General features: G+C 73.7%; 17 protein-coding genes and 1 pseudogene. 9 read left to right on the forward strand and 9 right to left on the reverse strand.

Going from position 1 to position 24,088, the window contains the following annotated elements:
- Positions 1-55: 55 nt before the first annotated feature.
- From AB0L45_RS00580 to AB0L45_RS00605, 6 genes and pseudogenes are all read right to left on the reverse strand, one after another.
- Positions 56-952, reverse strand: coding sequence for a ribokinase (locus AB0L45_RS00580; RefSeq protein ID WP_365835584.1), 897 nt, complete (start codon positions 950-952; stop codon positions 56-58).
- Positions 953-959: 7 nt separating this feature from the next.
- A pseudogene (locus AB0L45_RS00585) lies at positions 960-2,890 on the reverse strand (substrate-binding domain-containing protein).
- A 127-nt stretch (positions 2,891-3,017) separates the two neighbouring features.
- Complete coding sequence (locus tag AB0L45_RS00590; protein ID WP_365834601.1) at positions 3,018-4,904, reverse strand: ATP-binding cassette domain-containing protein; 1,887 nt, start codon at positions 4,902-4,904, stop codon at positions 3,018-3,020.
- A complete protein-coding gene (locus AB0L45_RS00595; RefSeq protein ID WP_365834604.1) occupies positions 4,901-5,935 on the reverse strand; it encodes a LacI family DNA-binding transcriptional regulator in 1,035 nt (344 codons plus the stop codon). The genes AB0L45_RS00590 and AB0L45_RS00595 overlap by 4 nt, the downstream gene beginning before the upstream one ends.
- Positions 5,936-6,578: 643 nt before the next feature.
- The gene (locus AB0L45_RS00600; RefSeq protein WP_365834606.1) at positions 6,579-7,007 is read right to left on the reverse strand and encodes an organic hydroperoxide resistance protein; all 429 of its coding nucleotides are present in this window, start codon (positions 7,005-7,007) and stop codon (positions 6,579-6,581) included.
- Between the two features lie 93 nt (positions 7,008-7,100).
- Positions 7,101-8,123 carry an NADP-dependent oxidoreductase gene (locus AB0L45_RS00605; protein ID WP_365834608.1) on the reverse strand — a complete coding sequence of 341 codons (1,023 nt, stop codon included), beginning with the start codon at positions 8,121-8,123 and terminating at the stop codon, positions 7,101-7,103.
- An 89-nt stretch (positions 8,124-8,212) separates the two neighbouring features.
- On the opposite strand from AB0L45_RS00605, the gene AB0L45_RS00610 reads away from it, so the two are divergent.
- From AB0L45_RS00610 to AB0L45_RS00620, 3 genes are all read left to right on the forward strand, one after another.
- Positions 8,213-8,644: a MarR family transcriptional regulator gene (locus tag AB0L45_RS00610; RefSeq protein ID WP_365834610.1), complete on the forward strand. Its 432-nt coding sequence runs from the start codon at positions 8,213-8,215 to the stop codon at positions 8,642-8,644.
- Between the two features lie 88 nt (positions 8,645-8,732).
- Positions 8,733-9,371 carry a disulfide bond formation protein DsbA gene (locus AB0L45_RS00615; protein ID WP_365834612.1) on the forward strand — a complete coding sequence of 213 codons (639 nt, stop codon included), beginning with the start codon at positions 8,733-8,735 and terminating at the stop codon, positions 9,369-9,371.
- A gap of 40 nt (positions 9,372-9,411) precedes the next feature.
- A complete protein-coding gene (locus tag AB0L45_RS00620; protein ID WP_365834614.1) occupies positions 9,412-10,218 on the forward strand; it encodes a maleylpyruvate isomerase family mycothiol-dependent enzyme in 807 nt (268 codons plus the stop codon).
- Here AB0L45_RS00620 and AB0L45_RS00625 read toward each other — a convergent pair.
- Positions 10,205-11,854, reverse strand: a complete 1,650-nt coding sequence (locus AB0L45_RS00625; RefSeq protein WP_365834616.1) for an MFS transporter — start codon at positions 11,852-11,854, stop codon at positions 10,205-10,207. The genes AB0L45_RS00620 and AB0L45_RS00625 overlap by 14 nt on opposite strands.
- Positions 11,855-12,023: 169 nt before the next feature.
- On the opposite strand from AB0L45_RS00625, the gene AB0L45_RS00630 reads away from it, so the two are divergent.
- Positions 12,024-13,052: a GntR family transcriptional regulator gene (locus AB0L45_RS00630; protein ID WP_365834618.1), complete on the forward strand. Its 1,029-nt coding sequence runs from the start codon at positions 12,024-12,026 to the stop codon at positions 13,050-13,052.
- On the opposite strand, the gene AB0L45_RS00635 is transcribed toward AB0L45_RS00630, so the two are convergent.
- Together AB0L45_RS00635 and AB0L45_RS00640 are read right to left on the reverse strand one after the other, a co-directional pair.
- On the reverse strand, positions 13,018-14,253 hold the full coding sequence (locus AB0L45_RS00635; RefSeq protein WP_365834620.1) for a helix-turn-helix domain-containing protein: 1,236 nt from the start codon (positions 14,251-14,253) through the stop codon (positions 13,018-13,020). The genes AB0L45_RS00630 and AB0L45_RS00635 overlap by 35 nt on opposite strands.
- An 11-nt stretch (positions 14,254-14,264) precedes the next feature.
- Positions 14,265-14,408 carry a hypothetical protein gene (locus tag AB0L45_RS00640; protein WP_365834622.1) on the reverse strand — a complete coding sequence of 48 codons (144 nt, stop codon included), beginning with the start codon at positions 14,406-14,408 and terminating at the stop codon, positions 14,265-14,267.
- A gap of 284 nt (positions 14,409-14,692) precedes the next feature.
- On the opposite strand from AB0L45_RS00640, the gene AB0L45_RS00645 reads away from it, so the two are divergent.
- The 5 genes from AB0L45_RS00645 to AB0L45_RS00665 form a co-directional block, all read left to right on the forward strand.
- Complete coding sequence (locus AB0L45_RS00645) at positions 14,693-15,640, forward strand: DUF3068 domain-containing protein (protein WP_365834624.1); 948 nt, start codon at positions 14,693-14,695, stop codon at positions 15,638-15,640.
- Between the two features lie 252 nt (positions 15,641-15,892).
- Positions 15,893-17,095 carry a glycosyltransferase family 4 protein gene (locus tag AB0L45_RS00650; RefSeq protein WP_365834626.1) on the forward strand — a complete coding sequence of 401 codons (1,203 nt, stop codon included), beginning with the start codon at positions 15,893-15,895 and terminating at the stop codon, positions 17,093-17,095.
- Between the two features lie 7 nt (positions 17,096-17,102).
- Positions 17,103-17,828, forward strand: a complete 726-nt coding sequence (locus tag AB0L45_RS00655) for a class I SAM-dependent methyltransferase (RefSeq protein ID WP_365834628.1) — start codon at positions 17,103-17,105, stop codon at positions 17,826-17,828.
- Positions 17,825-22,453, forward strand: coding sequence for an alpha-(1->3)-arabinofuranosyltransferase family protein (locus tag AB0L45_RS00660; RefSeq protein ID WP_365834630.1), 4,629 nt, complete (start codon positions 17,825-17,827; stop codon positions 22,451-22,453). The genes AB0L45_RS00655 and AB0L45_RS00660 overlap by 4 nt, the downstream gene beginning before the upstream one ends.
- On the forward strand, positions 22,450-24,088 hold a 1,639-nt coding region (locus AB0L45_RS00665; protein WP_365834632.1), incomplete at its 3' end, for a hypothetical protein. The genes AB0L45_RS00660 and AB0L45_RS00665, both read left to right, overlap by 4 nt.

A 24,088-nucleotide genomic window follows, 5' to 3' on the forward strand; every position in this document is an offset into this window, starting at 1 on the left:
GCGGGCACGGCCGGCCCGGGTGCGCCGTGCCCGCCGTGGACTCCGCGTTCCGCGCTCAGGAGGGCAGTTCGTCCAGTGTCGGGTAGGAGGGCTGGGCGCCCGGCTTGGTGACGGCGGCGGCGCCCACCCGTACGGCGAAGCGGGCCGCGTCCGTGAGGGAGTCGCCGCGGGCCAGCCGGGTCGCGAGGGCGCCGGTGAAGGCGTCGCCCGCGCCCGTGGTGTCGACCGGCTCGACCTTCACGCCGGGGACACGGTCGCTCTCGCCGTCGCCGTCGACGACCAGCGCGCCGTCACCGCCGAGGGTGACGACGACCGAGCGGGCGCCCTGTTCGCGGAGCGCCCGGGCCCAGTCCTCCGGGCCTTCGCCGCGCGCCGCGAGCTGCTGCGCCTCGTGCTCGTTGACGACGAGCGGGTCGGCGGCGCCGAGGAGTTCGCGGTCGAGGCTGTCGGGGGTCGGGGACGGGTTGAGGACGACCCGGGTGCCGGTCTCCGCGGCGGTGGCGGCGGTGGCCCGTACGGTCTCCATCGGCACCTCGAACTGGAGGGACACCGCGGCGGACGCGGCGATGATGTCGCGGGCGGCCGCCACGTCGTCGGGGGTCAGCGCCGCGTTGGCGCCCGGGGAGACGACGATGCTGTTGTCGCCGTCCGGACCCACGATGATCATCGCGGTGCCGGTGCGGGCACCGGACTCGACGATCACGTGCGCGACGTCCGTGCCCGCGGCGCGCTGCGCGTCCAGCAGCAGCTCGCCGTACGCGTCGTCACCGACCCGGGCCAGCAGACCGACCCGGCCGCCGAGCCGGGCGGCGGCAGCGGCCTGGTTGGCGCCCTTGCCGCCCGCCGACTCGACCAGGTCGGAGCCGTGCACGGTCTCGCCCGCGCCGGGCCGCCGCGCCACCCGGACCGTCAGGTCCGCGTTGGCCGAGCCCACTACCAGTACGTCGTACATCTGCTTCTCACCCATCGAATTCCGCCGCGTTCTTGCCGGTCACCAGGACCACCGGCACCTTCACCTGTTTCGGCAGCCGCTCGCCGCGCGCCGCCTTGAGCGCCTGTTCCACGGCCCGCCTGCCCAGCAGTCTGGGCTGCTGGGCGACCGTGGCGGTCAGCGTTCCGCCGCGTACGGCCGCGACACCCTCCGGTGTGCCGTCGAACGCCACGATCTTCACGTCCTTGCCCGCCCGGGCGCCCAGCGACTTGGCGGCGCCGAGCGCCATCTCGTCGTTGGCCGCGAAGACGCCGCCGATGTCCCGGTGTACTTGGAGCATATTGGACATCACGTCCATGCCCTTGGCCCGGTCGAAGTCGGCGGGCTGCCGCGCCACCACCTCGATGCCCGGGTACGCCTTGATGCCCTCCTCGAAGCCCTGCCCGCGCTCGCGGGCGGCCGACGTGCCGGCCTGGCCCTCCAGGAAGGCCACCTTGCCCTTGCCGCCGAGGGACTCGGCGAGCGTCTTCGCGGCGAGCCGGCCGCCCGCGACGTTGTCCGAGGCGAGGGCGGAGCCGACCCGGCCGCCGTTGACGCCGCGGTCGAGGGAGATCACCGGCACGTCCGCCCGGTTGGCGACGCCGACGGCCGGCACGGCGGCGTCGGAGTCCACCGGGTTGATGATCGCCGCCTTGACGTCCTGACTGGTGAACGTCTCCATCTGGTTGATCTGCTGCATGGGGTCGTTCTGCGCGTCGGTGATGTTGATCTTCAGGCCGCGCCGGTCCGCCTCGGCCTGCGCGCCCTCCCGGACGGCGACGAAGAACGGATTGTTCAGGGTGGACAGGGCCAGGCCCAGGTCCGTGTCACCGCCGCGGTCGCAGCCGGACAGGACCAGGGCCCCGGCCAGGACGGCCGCGCCGAGCACACCCGTACGCCTGCGGAACGTACCCGTACGCCTGCCGGTCGGATACGTGCGCCCGTGCGACATATCCGTACGCCCGCCGGTCAGTTCCGCACGCCCGCCGGTCAGTTCCGTACGCCCGCGCAGCGGACCCGTCAGCTCGCGCAGCGGACCCGTACGCCGCCTCATCGTGTGCTCCGGCGCCGCAGCGTGTCCAGGAGGACCGCCAGTGCGATGACCAGGCCGGTGGCCACCTGCTGCCAGAACGCGGAGACGCTCAGCAGGTTCAGGCCGTTGCGCAGGACGGCGAGGATCAGTGCGCCGATGAGCGTGCCGGACGCCTTGCCGGAGCCGCCGGAGAGGCTGGCGCCGCCGATGACGACGGCGGCGATGGCGTCCAGTTCGTAGCCGACGGCGGCCTGCGGCTGGGCGGAGGTCAGCCGGGCCGCGAGGACGATGCCCGCGACCGCCGCGAACACCCCGGACAGCGCGTAGATCACCAGCTTGCGGCGCTTGACGTCGATGCCGGAGAGCCGCGCGGCCTCCTCGTTGCCGCCGATCGCGAACATCGCGCGGCCCGCGTACGTACGGTTGAGGACCAGCGCCGCCACCAGCCCCAGTGCGACCATGACCAGGACCGGGACCGGCAGCCAGCCGCCCAGGGTGTCCCCCAGCCTGCTGACCGGGGCCGGGAAGGGGATCGGCGTACCGCCGGTGATCACCAGGGCGAGGCCACGGCCGACGGAGAGCATCGCGAGCGTGGCGATGAACGCGGGCAGCTTCCCGTACGCGACGAGCGCGCCCGAGATCAGGCCCGCCACCGCGCCGACCGCCAGGCCCAGCAGGACGGCGGCCCCCACCGGCAGGCCCGCGTCGGTCGCGGCCCAGGCGACCACGGTGGCGCTGAGGGCGGCCACCGAGCCGACCGACAGGTCGATGCCGGCCGAGACGATCACGAAGGTGACGCCGAAGGCGAGGACGGCGGTGACGGACGCCTGCACGCCGACGTTGAGGAGGTTCTGCCCGTTCAGGAAGTCGCCGGACAGCAGCGCCATGACCACGACGAGGGCGATCAGGCCGCCCAGCGGACCGTTCTTCAGGACGGCCCGGGTGAACCAGGGGCCGGGGCCGGCACCGGACGGAGCGGTGCCGACCGCCTCGGCGGCCGCGCCCGTCTTCACCTCAGCGGACATCGGAGCCCTCCCTCACGTTCTCGTTCGTCGAGTGGTGCGGTGACTTTCCGTCCGGTGCCGCCCGGTGCGGTCCGGACGCGCCCTCGGGGGGCCGTACCGCCAGTTCCATCACCGCGTCCTGCGTCGCCGCGTCGCCGGAGAGTTCACCGGCGAGCCGGCCCTGCGCCATGACCAGCACCCGGTCGCTCATGCCGAGCACCTCGGGCAGGTCGCTGGAGATCATCAGCACCGCGCGGCCGGCTGCCGTCAGCTCGTTGACCAGCTGGTAGATCTCGACCTTGGCGCCCACGTCGATGCCGCGCGTCGGCTCGTCCAGGATCAGCAGCCGGGTGTCGGCCAGCAGCCACTTGCCGATGACGACCTTCTGCTGGTTGCCGCCGGAGAGGGTGCGCGCGGGCTGTCCCAGGCCGCTCATCCGCACCTTCAGCTGCGCGGCCACGCCGGCCGCCGCCCGCCGCTGGCCGCGCCGGTCGACCAGGCCGCCGCGGGTGTCCCGGTCCAGCCGGGCCAGCGTCAGGTTGTCCTGGAGCGAGGCGTCCAGCACCAGCCCCTGGCCCTTACGGTCCTCGGGGACCAGGCCGAGCCCGGCGCGCATCGCGGCCCGTACGTCGCCGGGGGCCAGGACCCGCCCGTCGACCTCGACGGTCCCGGCGTCGTACCGGTCCACGCCGAAGACCGCCCGGGCGACCTCGGTACGGCCCGCGCCGACCAGGCCCGCGAGGCCGACGACCTCGCCGGCCCGCACCTCGAAGCCGATGTCCTCGAAGACGGGGCTGCCGCCAGGACCGTGCCGGGTCAGGCCGCGGACGCGCAGCAGGGGCGCGCCGGGCTCCTCCGGGCGCTGCCGCGGGTACTGCTCGGCGATGTCCCGGCCCACCATCAGGCGGATCAGCTCGTCCTCGTCCGTACCGGCGGGCACCTCGGCGACCGAGCGGCCGTCGCGCAGCACGGTGACGCGGTCGCCGAGGGCGCCGATCTCCTCCAGGTGGTGGGTGATGAAAATGATCCCCACCCCTTCGGCGCGCAGTGCGCGCACGATGGCGAAGAGGGTCTCGACCTCCTCGGAGGTCAGCACGGCGGTCGGCTCATCCATGATCAGGACGCGGGCGCGCAGGCTCAGCGCCTTGGCTATCTCCACCATCTGGAGGCGGGCGATGCCCAGTTCGGCGACCGGGGTGTCCGGGGAGACGTCCAGGCGTACCCGGCGCAGCAGTTCGGCGGCGCGGGCCCGCATGGTCTTCTTGTCGATCAGGCGGAGCGCGGTGCGCGGCGGCCGGCCGAGGAAGATGTTCTCGGCGACGGTCAGGCCGGGGACGAGGTTGAACTCCTGGTGGATGGTGGCGATACCGAGCCGTTCGGCGTCCTGCGCGGAGCGGATGTGCACTTCGTGGAGGGCGGCGGGCGGGGGGTCGGTGTCGGGGCTGCCGTCGGGGCTGCCGTCGGGGCTGCCGTCAGGGCCGTCGGCGGTCGGGCTGGTCACGGCCGGTCCGGTGCCGGCCGGGCTGCTGACGGCCGGTCCGCCCTTGACTGAGCCGGTGCTGCTCGGGGCGGTGGCGCTGGAGCCGGTGCGGCTTCGGCCGGTATCCCTCTGGCCGGTGCCGCTCGGGCCGGTGCCGCTCGGGCCGATGCTGCTCGGGGCAGGAGCCGCGAGGATGCGGCCGGCGTCCGGCCGGTGGGCGCCGGAGAGCATTTTGATCAGGGTGCTCTTGCCCGCGCCGTTCTCGCCGAGCAGGACGTGCACCTCGCCCGCGCGCAGGCTCAGGTCCACGCCGTCCAGCGCGCGCACACCGGGGAACGACTTCGTCACCCCCTCCATGCGCAGCAGTTCGCGGCCGGCCGGTGCGTCGTCCCGAACGTCGTCGTTGACGTCGGTCATGCGCTGCCCTCCTCCTCTTGGGTGTCCTCTCGGGCGATGCCCGGTTCGCCGCAGGAGCGGCGGGTGACGAGGCGGGCCGGCAGCAGTACGGAGCCGGGCGCGCGCCCCTCGATCCGTTCCAGCAGGGTGTGCAGGGCGGCCCGGCCCAGCTCGCGGGTGGGCTGCGCGATGGCGGTGAGCGGCGGGTCGGTGTGTGCGAACCACGGCACGTCGTCGTACACGACCAGTGCCACGTCGTCCGGCACCCGCAGCCCGCGCGCGCGGATCTCGTCCATCGCGCCGAGCGCCATCAGGTTGTCGGTGGCCAGTACGGCGTCGGGCGGCTCGGGCAGGTCCAGGAAACGGCGCATCACCTGGCGGCCACCGGTGTGCTGGAGGTCGGGCGTGGAGCCGACGCACTCGTCCGGCAGCGCTATGCCGTGCGCGGCCAGGGCCGTACGGAAGAGTTCCAGCCGCTCGTCGCCGGTCGGTGTGCCGGCCGGGGCGACGATGACGGCGGGGCGCCGCCGGCCGAGGGCGGCGAGGTGCGCGGCCAGCTCGGTGAGCGCCGCGGCGCCGTCGGCCCGTACGCACGGCGCGTCGATGCCGGGCACGATCCGGTCCAGCAGCACCAGCGGCGTGCCGGAGTCGACCACCTCGCGCAGCATCGCGGAACCGGTACCGGCCGAGCTGACCAGCAGGCCGTCGATACGGCGGTCCAGCAGCGTACGGATGTAATCGTCCTGCTGGCCGGTGCGTTCGGCGGCGTTGCCGATGATCAGGCTGTAGCCGAGGCCGCGCGCCGCGTCCTCGACGGCGTCGGCCAGCTCGGTGAAGAACGGGTTGGTCAGGTCGCTGATGACCAGGCCGAGCGTGCCGGTACGGGCGGTACGCAGGGCGCGGGCGACGTTGTTGGGCCGGTACCCCAGCTCCTCGACGGCGGCGAGCACCCGCTCCCGCGTCTCGGCGACCGGGCTGCGCCCGTTGAGCACCCGCGAGACGGTCGCCACGGACACCCCGGCCCGCGCGGCCACATCCTTGATCTTCGCCATGCTGCCCCAGCCCTTCCGTGCGGGTCCGCGCAGGCAGGTCGAGGACACCGCGGCGCATGGCGTCTCGATCGCACATCGGCGTGTAATCGATTTCGTGTGGGCTTACGCAATCGATTACACGCCCATGCCGTCAAGATGCCGTACGAGTGGCCTGCGTCACAGGCGAAGCTGCGGGCGAAGTTGCAGGCGAAGTTGCAGGAGGTGGCGACCGCCGATGGAGAGCGACACTCGGGCTGCGGGAGGTGGCGACGGCCGAGCGGAGGGCAACACACGGGCTGCGGGAGGCGGCGACCACCGAGCGGAAAGCGACAGCCGAGGCACCGGAGGCCGCGACCACCGAGCGGAAAGCGACAGCCGGGCCGCGGGAGACGGCGACCACCGAGCGGAAAGCAACACGGGCCGCGGGAGACGGCGACCACCGAGCGGAAAGCGGCAGCCGGGGCACGGGAGGCGCGGGAAGCGGCAGACGGCAAGCGGGGGGCGGCGGGGGCGCTTCGCCCGGCCCCTCCGCGCCATGTGGCGCGAACCTGACAACGAACCCCAGTGCCCTCCCGGTGAACTCCAGCGCCCCCACCCCCACCAACACCCGAGGGCCACACCCCCTTCAGGAGTGCGGCCCTCGGCGCGGAGCATCGCGCGGGCGTCAGTTCACGCTGAGCTTGACGTCGATGTTGCCGCGGGTGGCGTTCGAGTACGGGCACACCTGGTGGGCCTTCTCGACCAGGTCCTTGGCGGTGACCTCGTCCACGTTCGGGATGGTGGCGGAGATCTCGACGGTGAGGCCGAAGCCGCCGGACGGGGTCTTGCCGATGCCGACCTTGGCGGTCACCCGGGAGCCGGAGACGTCCGCCTTCTCCTGGCGGGCGACGACGCTGAGGGCGCCCTGGAAGCAGGCGCTGTAGCCGGCCGCGAAGAGCTGCTCGGGGTTGGTGCCGGCGCCGCTGCCGCCCTGCTCCTTCGGCGGGTTGACGACGACGTCCAGCTTGCCGTCGTCGCTGGCGACGCGGCCGTCCCGGCCGTTCTCAGCGGTGGCGACGGCGGTGTAGACGACGTCAACGGGCTGGATGGACATAGCTATCCTCCTGTGGTTCGCCGCGACTCGCGCCCACGATCGCGACGGCTCGGGCCGAGCCTAGTGGCCCGGCGGGACCGGCTCCGCCGGTGGTCAGTCCGTGAGATCGACGATCATCTTGCCGGTGTTGTCGCCGCGCAGCAGGCCGAGAAACGCCTCGAACCCGTTCTCGATGCCGGAGATCTTGGTCTCGCTGAACTTCAGCTCACCCGAACGCACCCAGGCCGACACCTCGGAGACGAACTGTTCCTGGAGGTGGCTGTGGTCGGCGACGAGCAGGCCCTGGATGCGCAGCCGCTTGCCGATGACCTGCGCGAGGTTGCGCGGCGCGGGGGTCGGCTCGGTGGCGTTGTACTGCGAGATCATGCCGCAGACGGCGACCCGGCCGTGCACGTTCAGCGAGTCGAGGGCGGCTTCGAGGTGGTCGCCGCCGACGTTGTCGAAGTACACGTCGATGCCGTCGGGGGCGGCGTCACGGAGCTGCTCCTTGACGGAGCGGTCGGACTTGTAGTTGAAGGCGGCGTCGAAGCCGTACTCCTCCGTCAGGAGCTTGACCTTCTCGTCGGAGCCCGCGCTGCCGATGACCCGCGAGGCGCCCTTGAGCTTGGCGATCTGGCCGACCTCGCTGCCGACCGCGCCGGCCGCGCCGGACACGAAGACGGCGTCGCCCTCCTTGAAGGAGGCGACCTCCAGCAGGCCCGCGTAGGCCGTCAGGCCCGGCATGCCGAGCACGCCCAGGTAGGCGGAGAGCGGTGCCAGCGAGCCGTCCACCTTGGCGATCTTGGTGGCGTCCACCACGGCGTACTCGCGCCAGCCCTTGAAGTGCAGGACGTGGTCGCCCACCGCGAAGCCGTCCGCGTTGGAGGCGATGACCTCGCCGACCGCGCCGCCCTCCATCGGCTCGTCCAGCTTGAAGGGCGGGGTGTAGGACTTCACGTCGTTCATCCGGCCGCGCATGTACGGGTCGACGGAGAAGTAGAGGTTGCGCACGAGGAGCTGCCCCTCGCCGGGCTCCCCCACCTCGGCCTCGCGCAGCGCGAAGTCCTCCGGCTTCGGCCAGCCGTGCGGGCGGGCGACCAGGTGCCATTCGCGGCCGGACGTGGGCTGTGCGGACATGGGCTGCTCCTCCTCGGAATACTTCAGGTGCTGAAACAACAATGCTCCTAGATATTTCATGTTGTCAAGCAATTCGGTACCCTGGTGTCATGACACCTCGCACCGACCACCTGACCGTCGAGGTCGTCGAGCTGATCGGCACCGTCGTGGCCCGTTATCACGAGGAGTACGAGCACGCGGCGGCCGAGCACTCCCTCACCGGCGCCCAGGCACGCGTCCTCGGCCTGCTCGCCCGTGAGCCGATGCCGATGCGCCGGATAGCCCGCAGCCTCAAGTGCGAGCCGTCCAACGTGACCGGGATCGTGGACCGGCTGGAGTCCCGCGGCCTGGTCGAGCGCCGCCCGGACCCGGCCGACCGCCGGGTCAAGCTGGCCGCCCCCACGGAGGCGGGGCGGTCGACGGCCGCACAGCTGCGGGACTCTCTGGACTTCGCGCGCGAGCCGCTCGGCGGGCTGTCCGTCGCGGAGCGCACGCTGCTCAAGGAGCTGCTCCAGCGGATGCTGGGCATGGCGCCGGAGTAGGACCGGCGCGCCCCACCGGACGCACCCCCTCCGGAAGCCGCGGACTGAACTCCCGGCCGAAAGTTCCGCATCGAACTATCGTGGCGTCATGACTGTTCAGAACGCGTCTTCCCCGAACACCACCCGTCATACGGTCGACTTCTACTTCGATCCCCTCTGCCCGTTCGCCTGGATCACCTCGCGCTGGATCCTGGAGGTGGAGGCCCACCGCGACATCGACCTGCGCTTCCGCGTGATGAGCCTGTCCGTCCTCAACGAGGGCCGCGACGGGCTGCCGGAGCAGTACCAGGAGCTGCTGGCCAAGGGCTGGGGCCCGGTGCGGGTGTGCATCGCCGCCGCCCAGAAGCACGGTGAGGGCGTCCTGCGCGACCTGTACACCGCGCTGGGCACGCGGCTGCACAACGGCGGCCGGGACGATTACGCCACCGTCATCGAGGAGGCGCTCGCCGAGGCCGGGCTCCCCGCGGAACTGGCCGGCGCCGCCGACAGCACCGAGTACGACGACGCACTGCGCAAGAGCCACCACGAGGGCATGGACCCGGTCGGCGAGGAGGTCGGCACGCCCACCCTCCACATCGACGGCGTCGCCTTCTTCGGCCCGGTGCTGACGGCGATCCCGCGCGGCGAGGACGCGGTGCGGGTCTTCGACGGCGCCCGGCTGCTCGCCGGTTACGACAAGTTCTTCGAGCTGAAGCGGACGCGGACCGGCGACCTGGACTTCAGCTGACGCAGGGCCGGTTGTCAGTGGCGGGACCTACCGTGACGTCATGAGCGCTTCGACGTACGACCGCCACTGCTCCGAAATCGTCGAGCAGACCGACCTGTTGAGATCCCTCGTGCGGGCCGCGGACCACCTGCGCACGCCGGTGCCCACCTGTCCGGGCTGGAACGTCGGCCAGTTGCTGCGCCACCTGGGCGGCGCGCACCGCTGGGCCGAGGAGGTCGTGCGTACGGGTGCGGAAGTGCCCCCGCCCGACGGGCACTTCCGCGACCTGTCGCCGTACGCCGACGAGGACCCGGCCGTGCTCGACGGCTGGCTGGGCGAGGGTGCCGCGCTGCTGGCGGAGACCCTGCGGACGGCAGGACCCGGAGCGGAAGCCTGGGTGCCCCTCGCCCAGCTGGGTCCGGCGGCCGCGTTCTTCGCCCGCCGGATGGCCGACGAGACGGTGATCCACCGCGCCGACGCCTTCCTGGCCGAGGGCGCGCCGTTCACCCTCGGCCAGGAGACCGCCGCCGACTGCTTCGAGGAGTGGCTGGAGCTGGGCTCGCAGCCGCAGCTGCTCGACCACCGGCCGGAGCTGCGGGAACTGCTCGGTCCCGGGCGCACCCTGCGCTTCCGGGCCACCGGTACGGCGCCGGGACCGGACTCCGACCGGCTGGTCGACCTCACCGGCGAGTCGATCACCTGGCGCCGCGTGCCGCGCGGCGAGCAGGCCGCCGTCACCATATCCGGCTCGCTGACCGACCTGCTGCTGGTCGTCTACCGGCGGCTGCCCGCCCGCCACCCCGGCATCGAGATCGCCGGGGACGCGGACCTGCTGGACTTCTGGCTGGAGCGGGTCAGCTTCGGGTGACGGGCGCCTCTGGGCCCCCTGCGGCCCCTGCGGGGCCGTTCCCGGGGGCAGGCGCATCGGCGAGGCCCCCGGTGACGGACTGCCGACCGCCCTCTCCCCCGGCGTCGGCGGGCTGTTTCCGTACGCCCCTGAGCAGTGCCGCCGCCAGCAGCGCGCCCAGGACCATCACGGCCGCCGAGCCGAGCATCGCCGCGTGCAGACCGCCGAGGAACGCCGTACGGGCCGCCGCCAGCAGCGCCTCCCCCGCCCGGCCCGGCAGTTCTCCCGCGACTGCCGCAGCTCCGGCCAGGGTCTCCCGTACGGTGTCCGCCGCGCCGGCGGGCAGCCCGCCGGGTACGGCGCCGTCGATGTCGCCCCGGTAGACGGTGCTGCCGAGGGTGCCCAGGAGTGCCAGGCCCAGGGCGCCGCCCAGTTCGGAGCCGGACTCCAGGAGCGCGGAGGCCGAGCCCGCACGCTGCGGCGGAGCGACGCCGAGCGCCAGTTCGGTGCCGAGCGACATCACCATGACCAGCCCCGCCGCGTAGACACTGGCACCGAGGAGCACGACCCACAGGGGGGTGTCCGCCGCCGTACGGGACACCCACAGGAACCCGCCGGCGGCGGCCAGGAAGCCGCCGGCGATGACGAAGGCCCGGTCCATGCGCTGTGCGAGGTCGGTGGCGACCGGGGCCATGCCGCCGACCGCGAGGGTCGGCACCACGTTCCACAGGGCCGCCTCCAGCGGGCTCATGCCGCGTACGGACTGGAGGTACTGGGTGAAGAAGACCGCGCTGCCGACCAGCGCGAACATCGCGAGCAGATTCATCAGGACGGAGCCCGAGTAGCCCCGGTGGCGGAAGAGTTCGAGGTCCAGCATGGGGTGCCGGGCGGTGCGCTGGCGGCGTACGAACGCGGCGGCGGCCAGCAGCCCGGCCACGACGGCCAGTGCGGACGGCACCTCGATGCCGTTGCGGGCCATCTCCTTGATCCCGTAGACGACCGGCAACATCGCGGCCAGCGAGAGCAGCGAGCCCGGCAGGTCGAAGCGGCCGGCCGCCGGATTCCTGAACTCCGGGAGCAGCAGCGGCCCGGCCACGAGCAGCAGCACCATCGCCGGCGCGTTGATCAGGAACACCGAGCCCCACCAGAAGTGCTCCAGCAGGACACCGCTGAGCACCGGCCCGACCGCGATCCCGCCCATCATGCCGCCGGACCAGATCGCGACGGCCCTGCCGCGCTGCCCGGCGTCGTGGAAGAGGTTGCGGATCAGCGCCAGGGTGGACGGCATGAGGGTGGCACCGCCGATGCCGAGCACCGCGCGGGCGGCGATGAGCATCCCGGGGCTCTGCGCGTACGCGGCCAGGGCCGAGGCGATGCCGAACAGGACGGCGCCGCCGAGCAGCAGCCTGCGGCGGCCGATCCGGTCGCCGAGCGCGCCCATGGTGATCAGGAGCCCGGCCAGCACGAAGCCGTAGACATCGAGGATCCACAACTGTTCGACGCCGCTCGGGGCGAGTTCCGCGGAGAGGAACGGTACGGCGAAGTAGAGCACCGAGACGTCCATCGAGACCAGCAGGCAGGGCAGTAGGAGCACGACCAGCGCGGTCCACTCGCGGCGTCCGGCGCGCGGAGGTGGTGCGTACGGAGTAAACGTCATAGCCAGGAAGGTAGACAGGGCGCGCGTACAGTGCAAACCTCAGACCCTGCAAGGATGTTGGAGGTACATCACACTAGTGCACCTAGGGCGCTCCCACCGGTGCCGTCGCCGCCTTTGCTACCCTCACAGGCCCTGGTGCACTAGTACGCAGAGTCCGGAGGCCGCCGCCATGGAGCGTTCACCCGTCCCGCCGTACCGCCGGATCGTCGCGGAGATCCGGCGGCGTATCGACGCGGGAGAGCTGGCCGCGGGCGACCGCGTGCCCTCGACGCGGCGGATCACCCAGGAATGGGGGGTGGCGATGGCGACCGCGACCAAGGTCCTCACGACGCTGCGCCAGGAGGGGCTGGTCCGGGCCGTGCCGGGGGTGGGCACGGTGGTCGCGGACACCGGGGCCCGCACGGGCGGGGAGCCCGCGGCCCGGCCGCGCGGCAACGCTGGTTCCCGTGGCGGCCGTCAGCCCTTCCCGCCCGGCCACGGCCAGACCCCCGACACCCTCCAGGCCCCCGGCCCCGCCCAGCCGCCCGCCCTCAGCCGCGACCGCATCGTACGGGCCGGTGTCCGGATCGCCGACGCCGAAGGGCTGCGCGCGCTGTCGATGCGCCGGGTGGCCGCCGAGTTCGGCGCGTCCTCGATGGCGCTCTACCGTCATGTGACGAACAAGGAGGAACTGGTCCTATTGATGGCGGACTCCACCTTCGCCGAGATCGAACTGCCCGACCCGGCGCCCCGGCACTGGCGCGCACGGATGGAGGCCGGAGCCCGCCTCCAGTGGAAGCTGTACCAGCGGCACCCGTGGGTGGCCCAGTACCTGTCGTTGACCCGACCGCAGCCGATGCCGCACGCGATGGCCGTCATCGAGTGGACCGTGGGCGCGGTGACGTGGTGCGACCCGCTGACCAAGCTGCGGCTGGCCCTGACGCTGCTCAACCACGTCCGCGGCACGGCGGCCTCCCTGGAGGAGGACCTGGAGGCCGAGCAGCACACCGGCATGGACCAGGAGCAGTGGATGGCGTCGCTGGAGCCGGAGTACGAACGCATCCTCAAGTCCGGTTCGTTCCCGATGTACGCGGGGATCAACGACGCGGACGATGCGGGGACGCTGCAGCTCGACGCGATGTTCGAGTTCGGTATGACCCGGCTGCTCGACGGCTACGAGGTCTTCATCGAGAGCCGGCAGAACCGCCCCGCACACTGAGTTCCCCCCGCAGCCGCCGGGCCCGCAGCACCAGTTCCAGTTCGAAGCGGCGGTCCGGATCGTCCACCTCGTCGCCCCACAGTTCCCGTATCTGGCGCAGCCGGTAGCGGACGGTCTGCGGGTGGACGCCGAGCCGGGCGGCCACCTCGGGAGCGCCGCCGCGCGTCTCCAGCCAGGCGAGGAGGGTTTCGGCCAGCCGGCGCCCGTGGGTGGGGCCGCAGTGCGCCAGGGGTTCCAGGCGCCGCCGGGTCAGGTCCTCGATCAGCTCCTCGGGCGGCAGCAGGACCAGCGCCTCGGTGTGGTCGGTGCAGTGCAGCAGCTGCCCGGAGGGCAGCAGGCCGCGCTCCATCAGGTCGACCGCGGCGCCCGCCCAGCGCAGCGACTTCGCCGCGTGCGCCAGGGGCACGGCCGGGCCGAGCGCACCCGACCAGCCCGCCGTGGCGCGCTGGAGCAGTTCCCGGCGCCCGGCGGCGTCCGGTTCGGGCACCACCATGCGGGGCCGCTCGCACTCCATGTCCAGGAGGACGTCCGTACCGACGGCCGGGGCGACGGACTCGCGGGCCGGGCGCAGCAGGACGGCAACGGCGACGCGCTCGGGCAGCGTCCAGCCGATCCGTGCGGCGCGGTCGGTGAGCGCGGGCGCGGTGTGGGCCCGTGCCCCGGCCGCGAACAGCTGCTCCATGAGGCGCCGCTGGTGCCGCAGCCGCTCGCCCGCCTGGCGCGCCGCGGCCTCGGCGAAGCCGCGTACGGACTCGGCGACCAGCCCGTCCAGGTACTCGAAGCCGGATTCGGCCAGTTCGTACATGGCCGGGGCCGGGATCGCCACCTGCTGGCCGATCTCGGCCAGCCGCCGCCAGGCCAGCCGTACGCCCAGCCGGTAGATCGCCTGGAGGGCGTCCAGGCTGCGGCCCTGGATGCCCGCGCCGCGGCCGAACTCCTGGAAGATGCGCGGGTGGGCGTGCGGGCGGTCCAGGCCGGCGGACAGGTGCTCGACGAAGTGTTCCAGGGACTGCCGGATGCCGGTCAGGGCGCGCGGTTCACCGTACTCGTCGAGGGCGAGCGGCAGTTGCGGGTACTCGCGGCGGATCTCCGCCAGGATGCGCCGGGCCAGTGCCGGCACCTCGTCGAGGGCGCGGGCGGCGAACTCCCGTACCTGCGCCGGGGGTACGTCACGCCAGGCCGAGCGGGCGGTCTCCACCACGCCTGCGCCCCCTAAGGCGTCCGGTCGAAGGTCACCAGGGGCACGTTCGGCTGTTCGGGGGTGGCATCGAGGGCGGCGACGATGCCGAGGGCGGCACCGACGGCGAGGGCGGCACCGGCCAGCGAGGTCAGTACGGCGGCGAGCAGTCTGTGCATGGCGCGGCGGGCCCCTTCGGTGGCAGGTACGTCGAGGGTTGCGCAGCGCACCGGCCCGGCCGGGCCCGGTCCGCGGACGGCCTCGGGCGCACGCGGGACCGCCCGGCGGCGGCCGCGGTGCCGTACCGCGCCGGCCGGGTGCCGGACCGCGTCGGCCGCGGTGCTTGCCGAGTGTGTGGGGGCATTGACGGCATGTCAAGCATTCGCCTACGGTTCCCGCCCGTTCACCCGGACCACCGCCACGCCGCACGTGCACTGCCCCCGCCGCCCTCAGGAGTGCTCGTATGCGTAAGACCGCCTCACCCTTTTCCCTGGTCCTGCTGGGACTCGGCGTCTTCCTCCTGGTGCTCGCCCCGATGCTCGCCTGGTACGTCGCGCCGCGCGCCCAGCGCACCCCGGTGGACGTCGATGTGACCACCGTCTTCACCGGCACCGGCAGCTACTTCGACACCGGGACGCTGCGTACGAGGAACCGGCAGAAGATCACCATCACCCGGCACGTGCTGGGGAACGTGGCGGAGAGCGAGCGCAGCGGCAACGCCGTGTGGGACGTGTCCACGACCGTCGACACCCCGGTGACGCTGGAGCTGAAGGATCCGCGCAGGGCGTTCCAGTGGACGCTGGAGCGGTGGGTCACCGACCGGCGCACCAACGCGCCGGTGCACTGCTGCAAGGAGGCGCCGACCCGCTTCGAAGGCGACGCGTACCTGAAGTTCCCCTTCGACGTGCAGCGCCGGACCTACCGCTGGTGGGACAACACCCTCGGCGCCGCGGTCCCGCTCCGCTTCGCCGGCACCAAGCGCGTACAGGGCTACGAGGGCTACCGCTTCACGGGCACCGTCGAGCCCACCAGGACGGGCAGCCGGCAGGTGCCGGGGCGGCTGGTCGGGCGGCCGGCGCAGGGCCAGGTGCAGGCCGAGGAGTGGTACGCGAACAGCGGGATCGAGCTGGTCGTCGAGCCGCGTACCGGCCGGATCATCAACGCGTCGATCTCGCCGCACAAGACGCTGCGGGCGCCCGGGGCGCGGACCGACGCGGTGACCCTGCTGCGCGGGTCGGGGCTCGAATTCACGCCCGCCACCCAGCGGGGGCAGGTGGCGCTGGCGGACGCGGACAGCACCAGGCTGAAGACGGTCGGCGAGACGGCGCCGCTCACGGCGGCCGTGGCGGGCGGCGGATTGACTGCTTTCGGGGTGGTGCTGGTGATACGCGGGAGGCGGCGGTTCAGCTGATCCTGCGCGAAGTGATGAGGCGTCAGGCCGAGTCGGGGCGGAAATTGTCACGCCGGTGAGTAGCCGCATCGAACAGGGCGGCGAAAACTATCCAGCTCACCCACCCGCGTCCCCGTTCCCGCACCTGTCCCCGTCCGCCCCCGCCCGTCCGTCCCCGTCCGCAAGCCCCAGGCCGGCAGGTCCGCACGACTCAGTACGCAGTACGTCCCCCCACACCACTGGTACCGCACCCTGAGACGAGTTGGAGCGCTCATGCCCCAGCACGTACGACCGTCCATGTCCGCCGCAGCACCCGCACGCCAGACACCGCCCGCACCGCCCGCACACCAGGCACCGCCCGCACGCCAGACCTCGCCCGCAGCACCCCCGCTCCCCCGCCGCATCGTCTTCCTCGCCCGCCGCGACCTGGGCAACCCCGCCGCCGGCGGCTCCGAGCTGCTCGTCGACCGGATCGCCGAGGGGCTGACCGCGTACGGCCACGAGGTCACGCTGCTGTGCGGCGGGCCCGCCGCCGACCGCGGCTACCGGGTGGTGTCCGCGGGCGGCGACGCCGGGCACTTCCTGCGCGTACGGCGGCAGTTCAGCCGCCGGGTCGGCGCGTGCGACCTGCTGGTCGAGGTGTGCAACGGCATGCCGTACCTGGCTCCCCTGTGGCACACCGGGCCCACGCTCTGCCTGGTCAACCACGTCCACACGGACCTGTGGGGGATGCGCTACCCGGCGCCCGCCGCCCGGCTCGGCCGCCGGCTGGAGCACTGGGCGCTGGCGGGCACCCACCGCGGCAACCTCATGGTCGCCGTGTCCGGCTCGACCGCCGCCGCGCTGCGCGGGCTCGGGGTGGAGCGGGAGCGCATCCGGCTGGTGCACAACGGGGTGGAGGAGCCGGGGCCGCTGCTGCCCGAGTCGCCGGAACCGCTGTTCCTGGCCATGGGCCGGCTGGTCGAGTACAAGCGCGTCGATCTGCTGCTGCGCCTGTGGGAGCGGGTACGGCCGGTCACCGGCGGCCGACTGGTGATCGTCGGCGACGGTCCCGAGCGCGACCGGCTGACGGCCATGGCGGGCCCGGACGTCCACTTCACCGGCCGGATCAGCGAGCAGGACAAGCACGAACTCCTGTGCCGCGCCTGGCTGCTGCTGCACCCGTCGCTGGTCGAGGGCTGGGGCCTGGTCGTCATGGAGGCCGCCGCCCGGCACACCCCGGCCGTCGGGTTCGACATCCCCGGCTTGCGCGACTCGGTCGACGACGGGGTGACCGGGCTGCTGGCCCGCGGCGAGAGTTCCTTCGCCGCGCACTGGTGCACGCTGGCGCTCAGCCGTCCGCGGCGCCAGGCGCTGGGCGCCGCCGCCGCGCAGCGCGCCGCGCGGTTCCGCTGGAGCGGCACGGTCCGCAGCTTCCGGGCCGTGGCGGCCGAGTCGTACGCCGAGGCGCACCTCGACCTCCCCGCCGGGCGGTGATGCTGACGTGCGGGATCCTTCCCTGCGCAGATCTCTCACCCTCTTCCGCGCGTTCCTGCGCGAGCAGCGCGACCCCGAGCGCTGTTACGGCCTGCTCGCGCGGGACGCCGCCGACCAGATCGAACGGTACGAGCCGCTGAAGGGCCGGGTCGTCGCGGACATCGGCGGTGGCAGCGGGCACTTCACCGAGGAGTTCCGGCGCCGCGGCGCGCACGGCTACCTCTTCGAGCCCGACCTGCGGGAACTGGCCGCGCGCGGCCGGGCGCCGAGCGGCGCGGTGCTCGCCGACGGCTATCTGCTGCCGCTGGCCGACGGTACGGCCGACATCTGCTTCTCCTCCAACGTCCTGGAGCACGTGGCCGACCCGCAGACCTTCCTCAGCGAGCTGGTGCGGGTCACCCGGCCGGGCGGACTGATCTACCTCTCGTTCACCAACTGGCTCTCTCCCTGGGGCGGGCACGAGACGGCGCCGTGGCACTACCTGGGCGCCCGGCGGGCCCGCGAGCGCTACCGGCGGCGTACCGGCCGGGCCGCCAAGCACACCCTGGGCGAGAACCTCTTCCCGCTGCACATCGGCCGGACGCTGCGCCAGATCAGGGCGCGGGACGACGTGTGGATCGTGACGGCCCGTTCCCGGTACGCGCCGTTCCTCGCCGAAACGATCCCGCGCCTGCCGGGCGTACGCGAAGTAGCCACCTGGAACCTCCTCCTCATCCTGCGGCGGTTGCCATGACCCAGACGCTCGTCTCCAGCTCACCGGGATCGCCGGACGCCGGCGGCACCCCGGCGGCCGCGCCGGGCGCGCCGCCGCCCGGGCCGCCACGGTCCCGCCGCTGGCTACTGGCGTTCTGGGCCGTCACCTTCGTCCTGTTCCTCGCGCCGTCCTCCGGGAAGATGACGTTCGAGACGAAGCTGGGGGTGACGACCGACCCCTGGCGGTTCCTGAGCGACCTGGGACAGCTGTGGCACGACCGGGCGGGCTTCGGCGGCATCACGGACCAGTACGTCGGCTACGCGTTCCCGTCCCTGCCGTACTACGCCCTGACGGACCTCGTGCACCTGCCGGTGTGGCTCGCCGAGCGGCTGTGGATGTCGCTGATCGTCACGGCCGCCTTCTGGGGCGCGCTGCGGCTGGCCGAGCGGCTGCGCGTCGGCTCCCCGCCGGCCCGGCTGCTCGCCGCCGTCGCGTACGCGCTGTGGCCGACGTTCACCATGGTCGTCGGCTCCACCTCCGCCGCGGCCCTGCCCGGCGCGCTGCTCCCCTGGGTGCTGCTGCCGCTCACCGACCACCGCGTCACGCCGCGCCTGGCCGCCACCCGCTCCGCGCTGATCATTCCCTTCATGGGCGGCGTCAACGCGGCCTCGACCCTGGCGTCGCTGCTGCCCGCGCTCCTGTACGTGCTGACGCGTACCGGCCCCCGGCGCAGATCACTGCTGCTCTGGTGGCTTCCGGGCGTCGTCCTGGCGACCGCGTGGTGGGCCGTGCCGCTGCTGCTCCTCGGCGTGTACGGCGAGGACTTCATGCCGTACATCGAGCAGGCGAACACCACGACCGGCACCATGTCGGCCACCGAACTGCTGCGCGGCGCCGGCAACTGGACCGGCTACCTCAACTTCGGCGAACCCTGGCTGCCGGCCGGCTGGACCATGGCGGCGGGCGCCGCGGCGATCCTCGGTTCGGCGCTGGCCGCCGCGCTGGGCCTGGCCGGACTGGCCCGCCGGGACGTGCCGGAGCGGCGCTGGCTGCTGCTGACCGTGCTGGTGGTGGCCGGTATCTGTCTGACGGGGTACGCCGGTTCGCTGGGCGGCCCGTTCCACGGGCTGTGGCAGGACTGGCTGAACGGCTGGCTGCGGCCGTTCCGCAACATCTACAAGTTCGAGCCGGGCCTGGCCCTGGCGCTCGCGTTCGGTCTCGCGCACCTCCTCGGGGTGGCCGGTGAGCGGCGCGGCACCCGGCGCATCCCCGGGCGCCGCCACATCCCGCTGATCGCCGCGCTGCTGACGGTCCCCGCGCTCGCCCTGCCGTACCTCAACGGCACCGTCCTCCAGCCCGGCGCCTTCAAGAAGCTGCCGTCCGCCTGGGAGCGGACCGCCGACTGGCTGGCGGAGAACACCCCCGACAACCGCGCCCTCGTCGTCCCCGCCACCGCGCACGGCATTTACACCTGGGGCTCCCCCATCGACCAGCCGCTCGACGTGCTCGCCCGCTCCCGCTGGGCCCAGCGGGACTACGTGCCGTTCGGGACACCGGGCGTACGGCGCGCCATGGACGCCGTCGAGCAGGCGCTGCTGTCCGGCTCCGAGGTGCCGGGGCTGCGGGACTTCCTGGGGCGGGCGGGCCTGTACGACGTCGTCGTACGCAACGACCTGGACCCGGACCAGATCGGATACGTGCCGACGCAGACCGTCAAGCGCACCCTGGAGGCGTCCGGTTACCGCCGGGTCGCCGCCTTCGGGCCGCTGACCACGGACGGGAAGATCGCCCCCGACACTCCGGTGCAGATCCAGGGCCTGTACCCGCGCCAGCGGTCGGTGGACATCTACGAACCGGTGGACACCCCGCGGCCCGGACCGGTCACCGCCCTGCCGGTGGCGGACACCGCGCAGGTCAGCGGAGGGCCGGAGGCGCTGCTCCCGCTGTCCGCCGATCCCACGCTGCGCCACCGCCCGGCCGTGCTGACCGGCGACAACCACCCGGGCGTCGGCACCCCGCCGCTCCAGCTGACCGGCGACGGGCTGCGCCGTGCCGACACCCGGTTCGGACTGGTCAACTCCAACACCTCGTACACGTACACGCCCGGCGAGCGGAATCACCCGGACAGCGTCCAGGACGCCGGGCGCGAACCCCGGCAGATCCTGCCCACCGAGGGCATCGCGCACCAGACCACCGGGGTGCTGCGCGGCGCCTCCTCCGTCACCGCCTCCAGCAGCGGCAACTGGCTCTTCCACCTGCCGCAGTACGACCCGGTGCACGCCTTCGACGGCGATCCGGGCACCGGCTGGGCCGAGGGCAGCGCGGGCGAACCGGTCGGCCAGTGGCTGCGGATCGGTTTCACCCGGCCCACTGTCATACCGCCCACGATCGGTCTGACGCCGCTGCCCGGTGACGGGACGCGGGCGGCGCCCACCGCCGTACGCGTCCAGACCGACCGGGGCAGCGTGACCGGTCAGCTGCTGACCAACGGCCAGAAGCAGCAGGTCAGGGCACCGGCCGGGACCGCGAAATGGCTGAAGATCACCATCACCGGGGCGCAGACACCGCGCGCCGGGCTGTCCGGCGCCGGCTTCTCCGAGGTGTCCGTACCCGGCGTGCAGGTCACCCGGCTGCTGCAACTCCCGGCGGACGCCGAGAAGTCCACGGCGCCGTCCGCCACGTACTCCCTGCACCGCGGCAGCGACCCCGGCGGCCTGTCACCGGTTTCCGCCGAGACGGGGCTGCACCGGCAGTTCCGTACGGGCACGAGCGCGTCGTACCAGGTCAGCGGCCGGGCAGTGGCCGTACCCGGGCCGGAACTCGACCAGCTGCTGGACCGCGTGGCCCCCGGCAAGAAGGACCGCATCACCGCCACGGCCGACTCGACCGCCTTCGGCTCCGGCCCCTCACTCAGCCCCCGCAACCTCGTCGACGGCGACCTCACCACCGCCTGGATCGCGGGCGACCGGCCGACGCTGCACCTGCGCTGGCCCGGCAAGCGCACCGTCGACCAGATCGTGCTGGCCGCGGCCGGCGGCCTCTCCACCCGGCCCGAACAGATCCTGGTCAACTCCCCCGACGGGGCCGCCACCGCCGGCGTCGACGAGAACGGCCAGGCCCGTTTCGACCCCATCACCACCGACCGCCTCGACATCACCATCAGCAAGGTCAAGGAACTCACCGTCCACAACCCGGTCGCCGACCAGGCCCTGCAACTGCCCGTCGGCCTGAGCGAGGTCTACATCCCGGCACTGGACGCGTTGCGCACCCCGCCGCCGTCGGCAGCCGACCGGTTCTCGCTGGCGTGCGGCCAGGGCCCGCCGCTGGCCGTGGACGGCACCCTGCACGCCACCAAGGCCTCCGGGTACGTCCGCGACCTCACCGAGCGCCGGCCCGTCACGGTCGCACCGTGCGCGGGCGAAGCAAGCGACGGCCGCCTCGAACTCCCCGCCGGGCAGCACCAGGTCGAGGCCGGTGACCAGGGCCCGCTCGCCCTGACGGACCTCACCCTCACCCGGGGCAGCGCCCCCGCGCCCGCGAGCGAGCGGCGGCCGGTGACGGCCGAGGACTGGGCGGGCGACCAGCGGTCGGTGCGGGTGGGCAGCGGCGCCGCCGCGTACCTCCAGATGTACGAGAACGCCAACGACGGCTGGCGCGCGACGCTCGACGGGCGCGAACTGTCGCCGGTCCGGCTCGACGGCTGGCAGCAGGGCTTCCTGGTCCCGGCGGGCAAGGGCGGGCTGGTGAAGCTGTCGTACGCGCCGTCCACCACGTACGACCTCGGGCTGCTCGGCGGCGCGCTCGGCATCGCCGTACTCATCGGCTCCGCCCTGGTACGCCGCACGCCGCGCACCCGGCCGGAACCGCAGACCCCGCCCGCGCCCTCCTGGGTGCTGGGCGTCGTCGCCCTCACGGCGGTGGTGGCGCTGGCCGCCGGGCCGTACGCCGTGATCGTGCCGCTGCTCGCACTGGCGGCCCGGCTCCGGCCGGGACTCCTGGTCCCGGTCGCGCTGCTGGCCATGCTGGGCGCCGGCATCACGGCGGCTCTCGGCGCGGGCGAACCGGCCGCCGACGACGCCGGGGCCTTCAGCCCCACGGCACAGGCACTGGCCCTGCTGGCGTTGGCGGCGGCGGTGGTCACGGTGCCGGGCGGGGGGCTGCGGCGGGGGGCACGGGTGGAGGCGGGATCGGGGCCTCGTGGCGAGCCGCGGGCGGCAGTGGGGACGGCGGCCGGTGAGGGTGCGGGCTCCGGGGAGGCCGCCTCGGGTGCGGCGGCGTCCGGGGCACCGGCACCGCCGCTGCCACGGCGCCGACGACGGCGCGCTGCGGCACGGGAGGAAGCGCCGCCGGGCAGCACGCGGCCTGAGAGCGCGCCGCCGGGGAACGCGTCATCCGACGACACGCTTCCGTACGGCACGCCTCCTCACGGGACGTCTCCGCACGGCGTGCCTCCTTACGGGACGTCTTCGCGCGGCGCGCCTCCGCACGAGACGCCGCCTCACAGCACGCCTCCGTACGGCACCCCGCCGACCGGCAGGACATCCGACGGCACACCGCACCACGACACGCGACCCGACGACACCCAATCCGACGACACGCCACCCGACGACACGCCACCGGACGGCACTTCGCCGGGCCGGAGCGGGGAGGAACCCCCTCGATGACCGCACTGCAGCCGGCACGGCGGGGACCGGCCGGGAACGGGGCGCCCGGCGCGGCGGACCGGACCGTACGGCGGATCCCGTTCCCGGTGGTCGACGAGATCACCCGGCACTGCCTCACGGACGACGAACCGGAAACCGTGCACATCGAAGTGCACCTGCCCGGGCGGCCGGACCCCGGCCGGCTGCGGGCGGCGTTCCGGGAAGCGCTGTGCCGGCATCCGCGCATCCTGATGCGCCAGGCCCCGCACCGCTGGTGGCAGCGGCGGTACGTGTGGGAACTGACCGGCGTACCGGACGTGGACCCGGTCGTCTACCCGCCGCCGGGGCCGGACGCCCTGGAACGGGCCCGGGAACGCGCCCTGTCCGACTGCCCGCCACTGGACGCCACGCCGCCGGTGCGGCTGGAGGTCGTCGAGCACGGGGCGGCCGGGGGCGACGGCGGTGGCAGTGGCGGTGGCGGAACGGTTCTGCTCGTCACCATCAACCACACCGCGCTGGACGGCCCGGCCTGCCTGCGGGTGCTGGCCACCGCCGCGCAGCTCTACGGTGGCGCCGACAACGCTCCGGCGCCACCGCCCGTGCGCGCGGCCGGGACCGCCGCGAGCGACGGACCGCCGGTCGCACCGCCGCTCGGCGGGCACCGCCTGGCCCGGCCGGTACGGATCGCCGCCGAACGCGGGCAGTACGGTGCGAAGGGCCGGGGCGGCCGGGGCAGACGGGACAGCTGGGGCAGCCGGGACGGCCAGGACAGCCGGGACAGCCGGGGCAGCCAGGGCAACGGGATGCTGATCACCGAGCTGCCCGTGCCGGCCCGGCCGCCCCGCACCGACGGCGTCGCCGCGTTCACCGTCAACGATCAGCTCCTGGTCGCCACCTGCCTGATGGTGGCCCGCTGGAACCACCTGCACGGGCGTCCGTCCGCGCCCGTCGTCGTCACCATGCCGGTCGACGACCGGCCGCGCGGTACGGACATGCCCATCGGCAACGGCACCCGGCTGGTCTCCGTCGGCTTCGGCCCGGAGGAACAACGGGACGCGGCGCTCCTCACGGCCGACCCGCCCGATCCGGCGGCGGTCGCCCGGCTGCTGCGGAGCACCGCCGCCCGCACCCGGTCCCTGAAGGCCGCGCCGGGCTCCCAACTCGGGCTCGGCGCCTCGCTGCTGACCGCGCCCGTGCTGCCGGCCGGCGCGCGCGGCGTCCTCGCGCGGGCGCTGCGCACCGCCGCCGCGCCACTGGCGTCCACCACGCTGCTGTCCAACATCGGGCGCATCCCCTACCCGCTCGACTTCGGGGACGCGGGGCGCCCCACCGCCGTGTGGTTCTCGGCCCCGGCCCGTATGCCGCGCGGCCTGACCGTCACCACGGTCTCCGTCGGGGGCCGCGTCCAGCTCGCACTGCGCTGGTCACACGCCCTCCTGGACGACGAGGCAGGCGCCCGCCTGGGCACCCTCTTCGCCCGGTCCCTCGCGGCCACGTCCTGGTCGCCGGGGGCCGGGGGCGAACCGGGAGACGGAGATGGCTGGGGGGCCGGAGGCGGCCCGGGGGCCGGGCACGGCCCGGGATCCGAAGACAGCCCGGAAGCCGGGCACGGCCCGGGATCCGAAGACAGCCCGGAGACCGGGCACGGCCCGGGAT

The sequence above is a fragment of the Streptomyces sp. NPDC052496 genome (assembly GCF_040679095.1).
GTDB lineage: Bacteria > Actinomycetota > Actinomycetes > Streptomycetales > Streptomycetaceae > Streptomyces.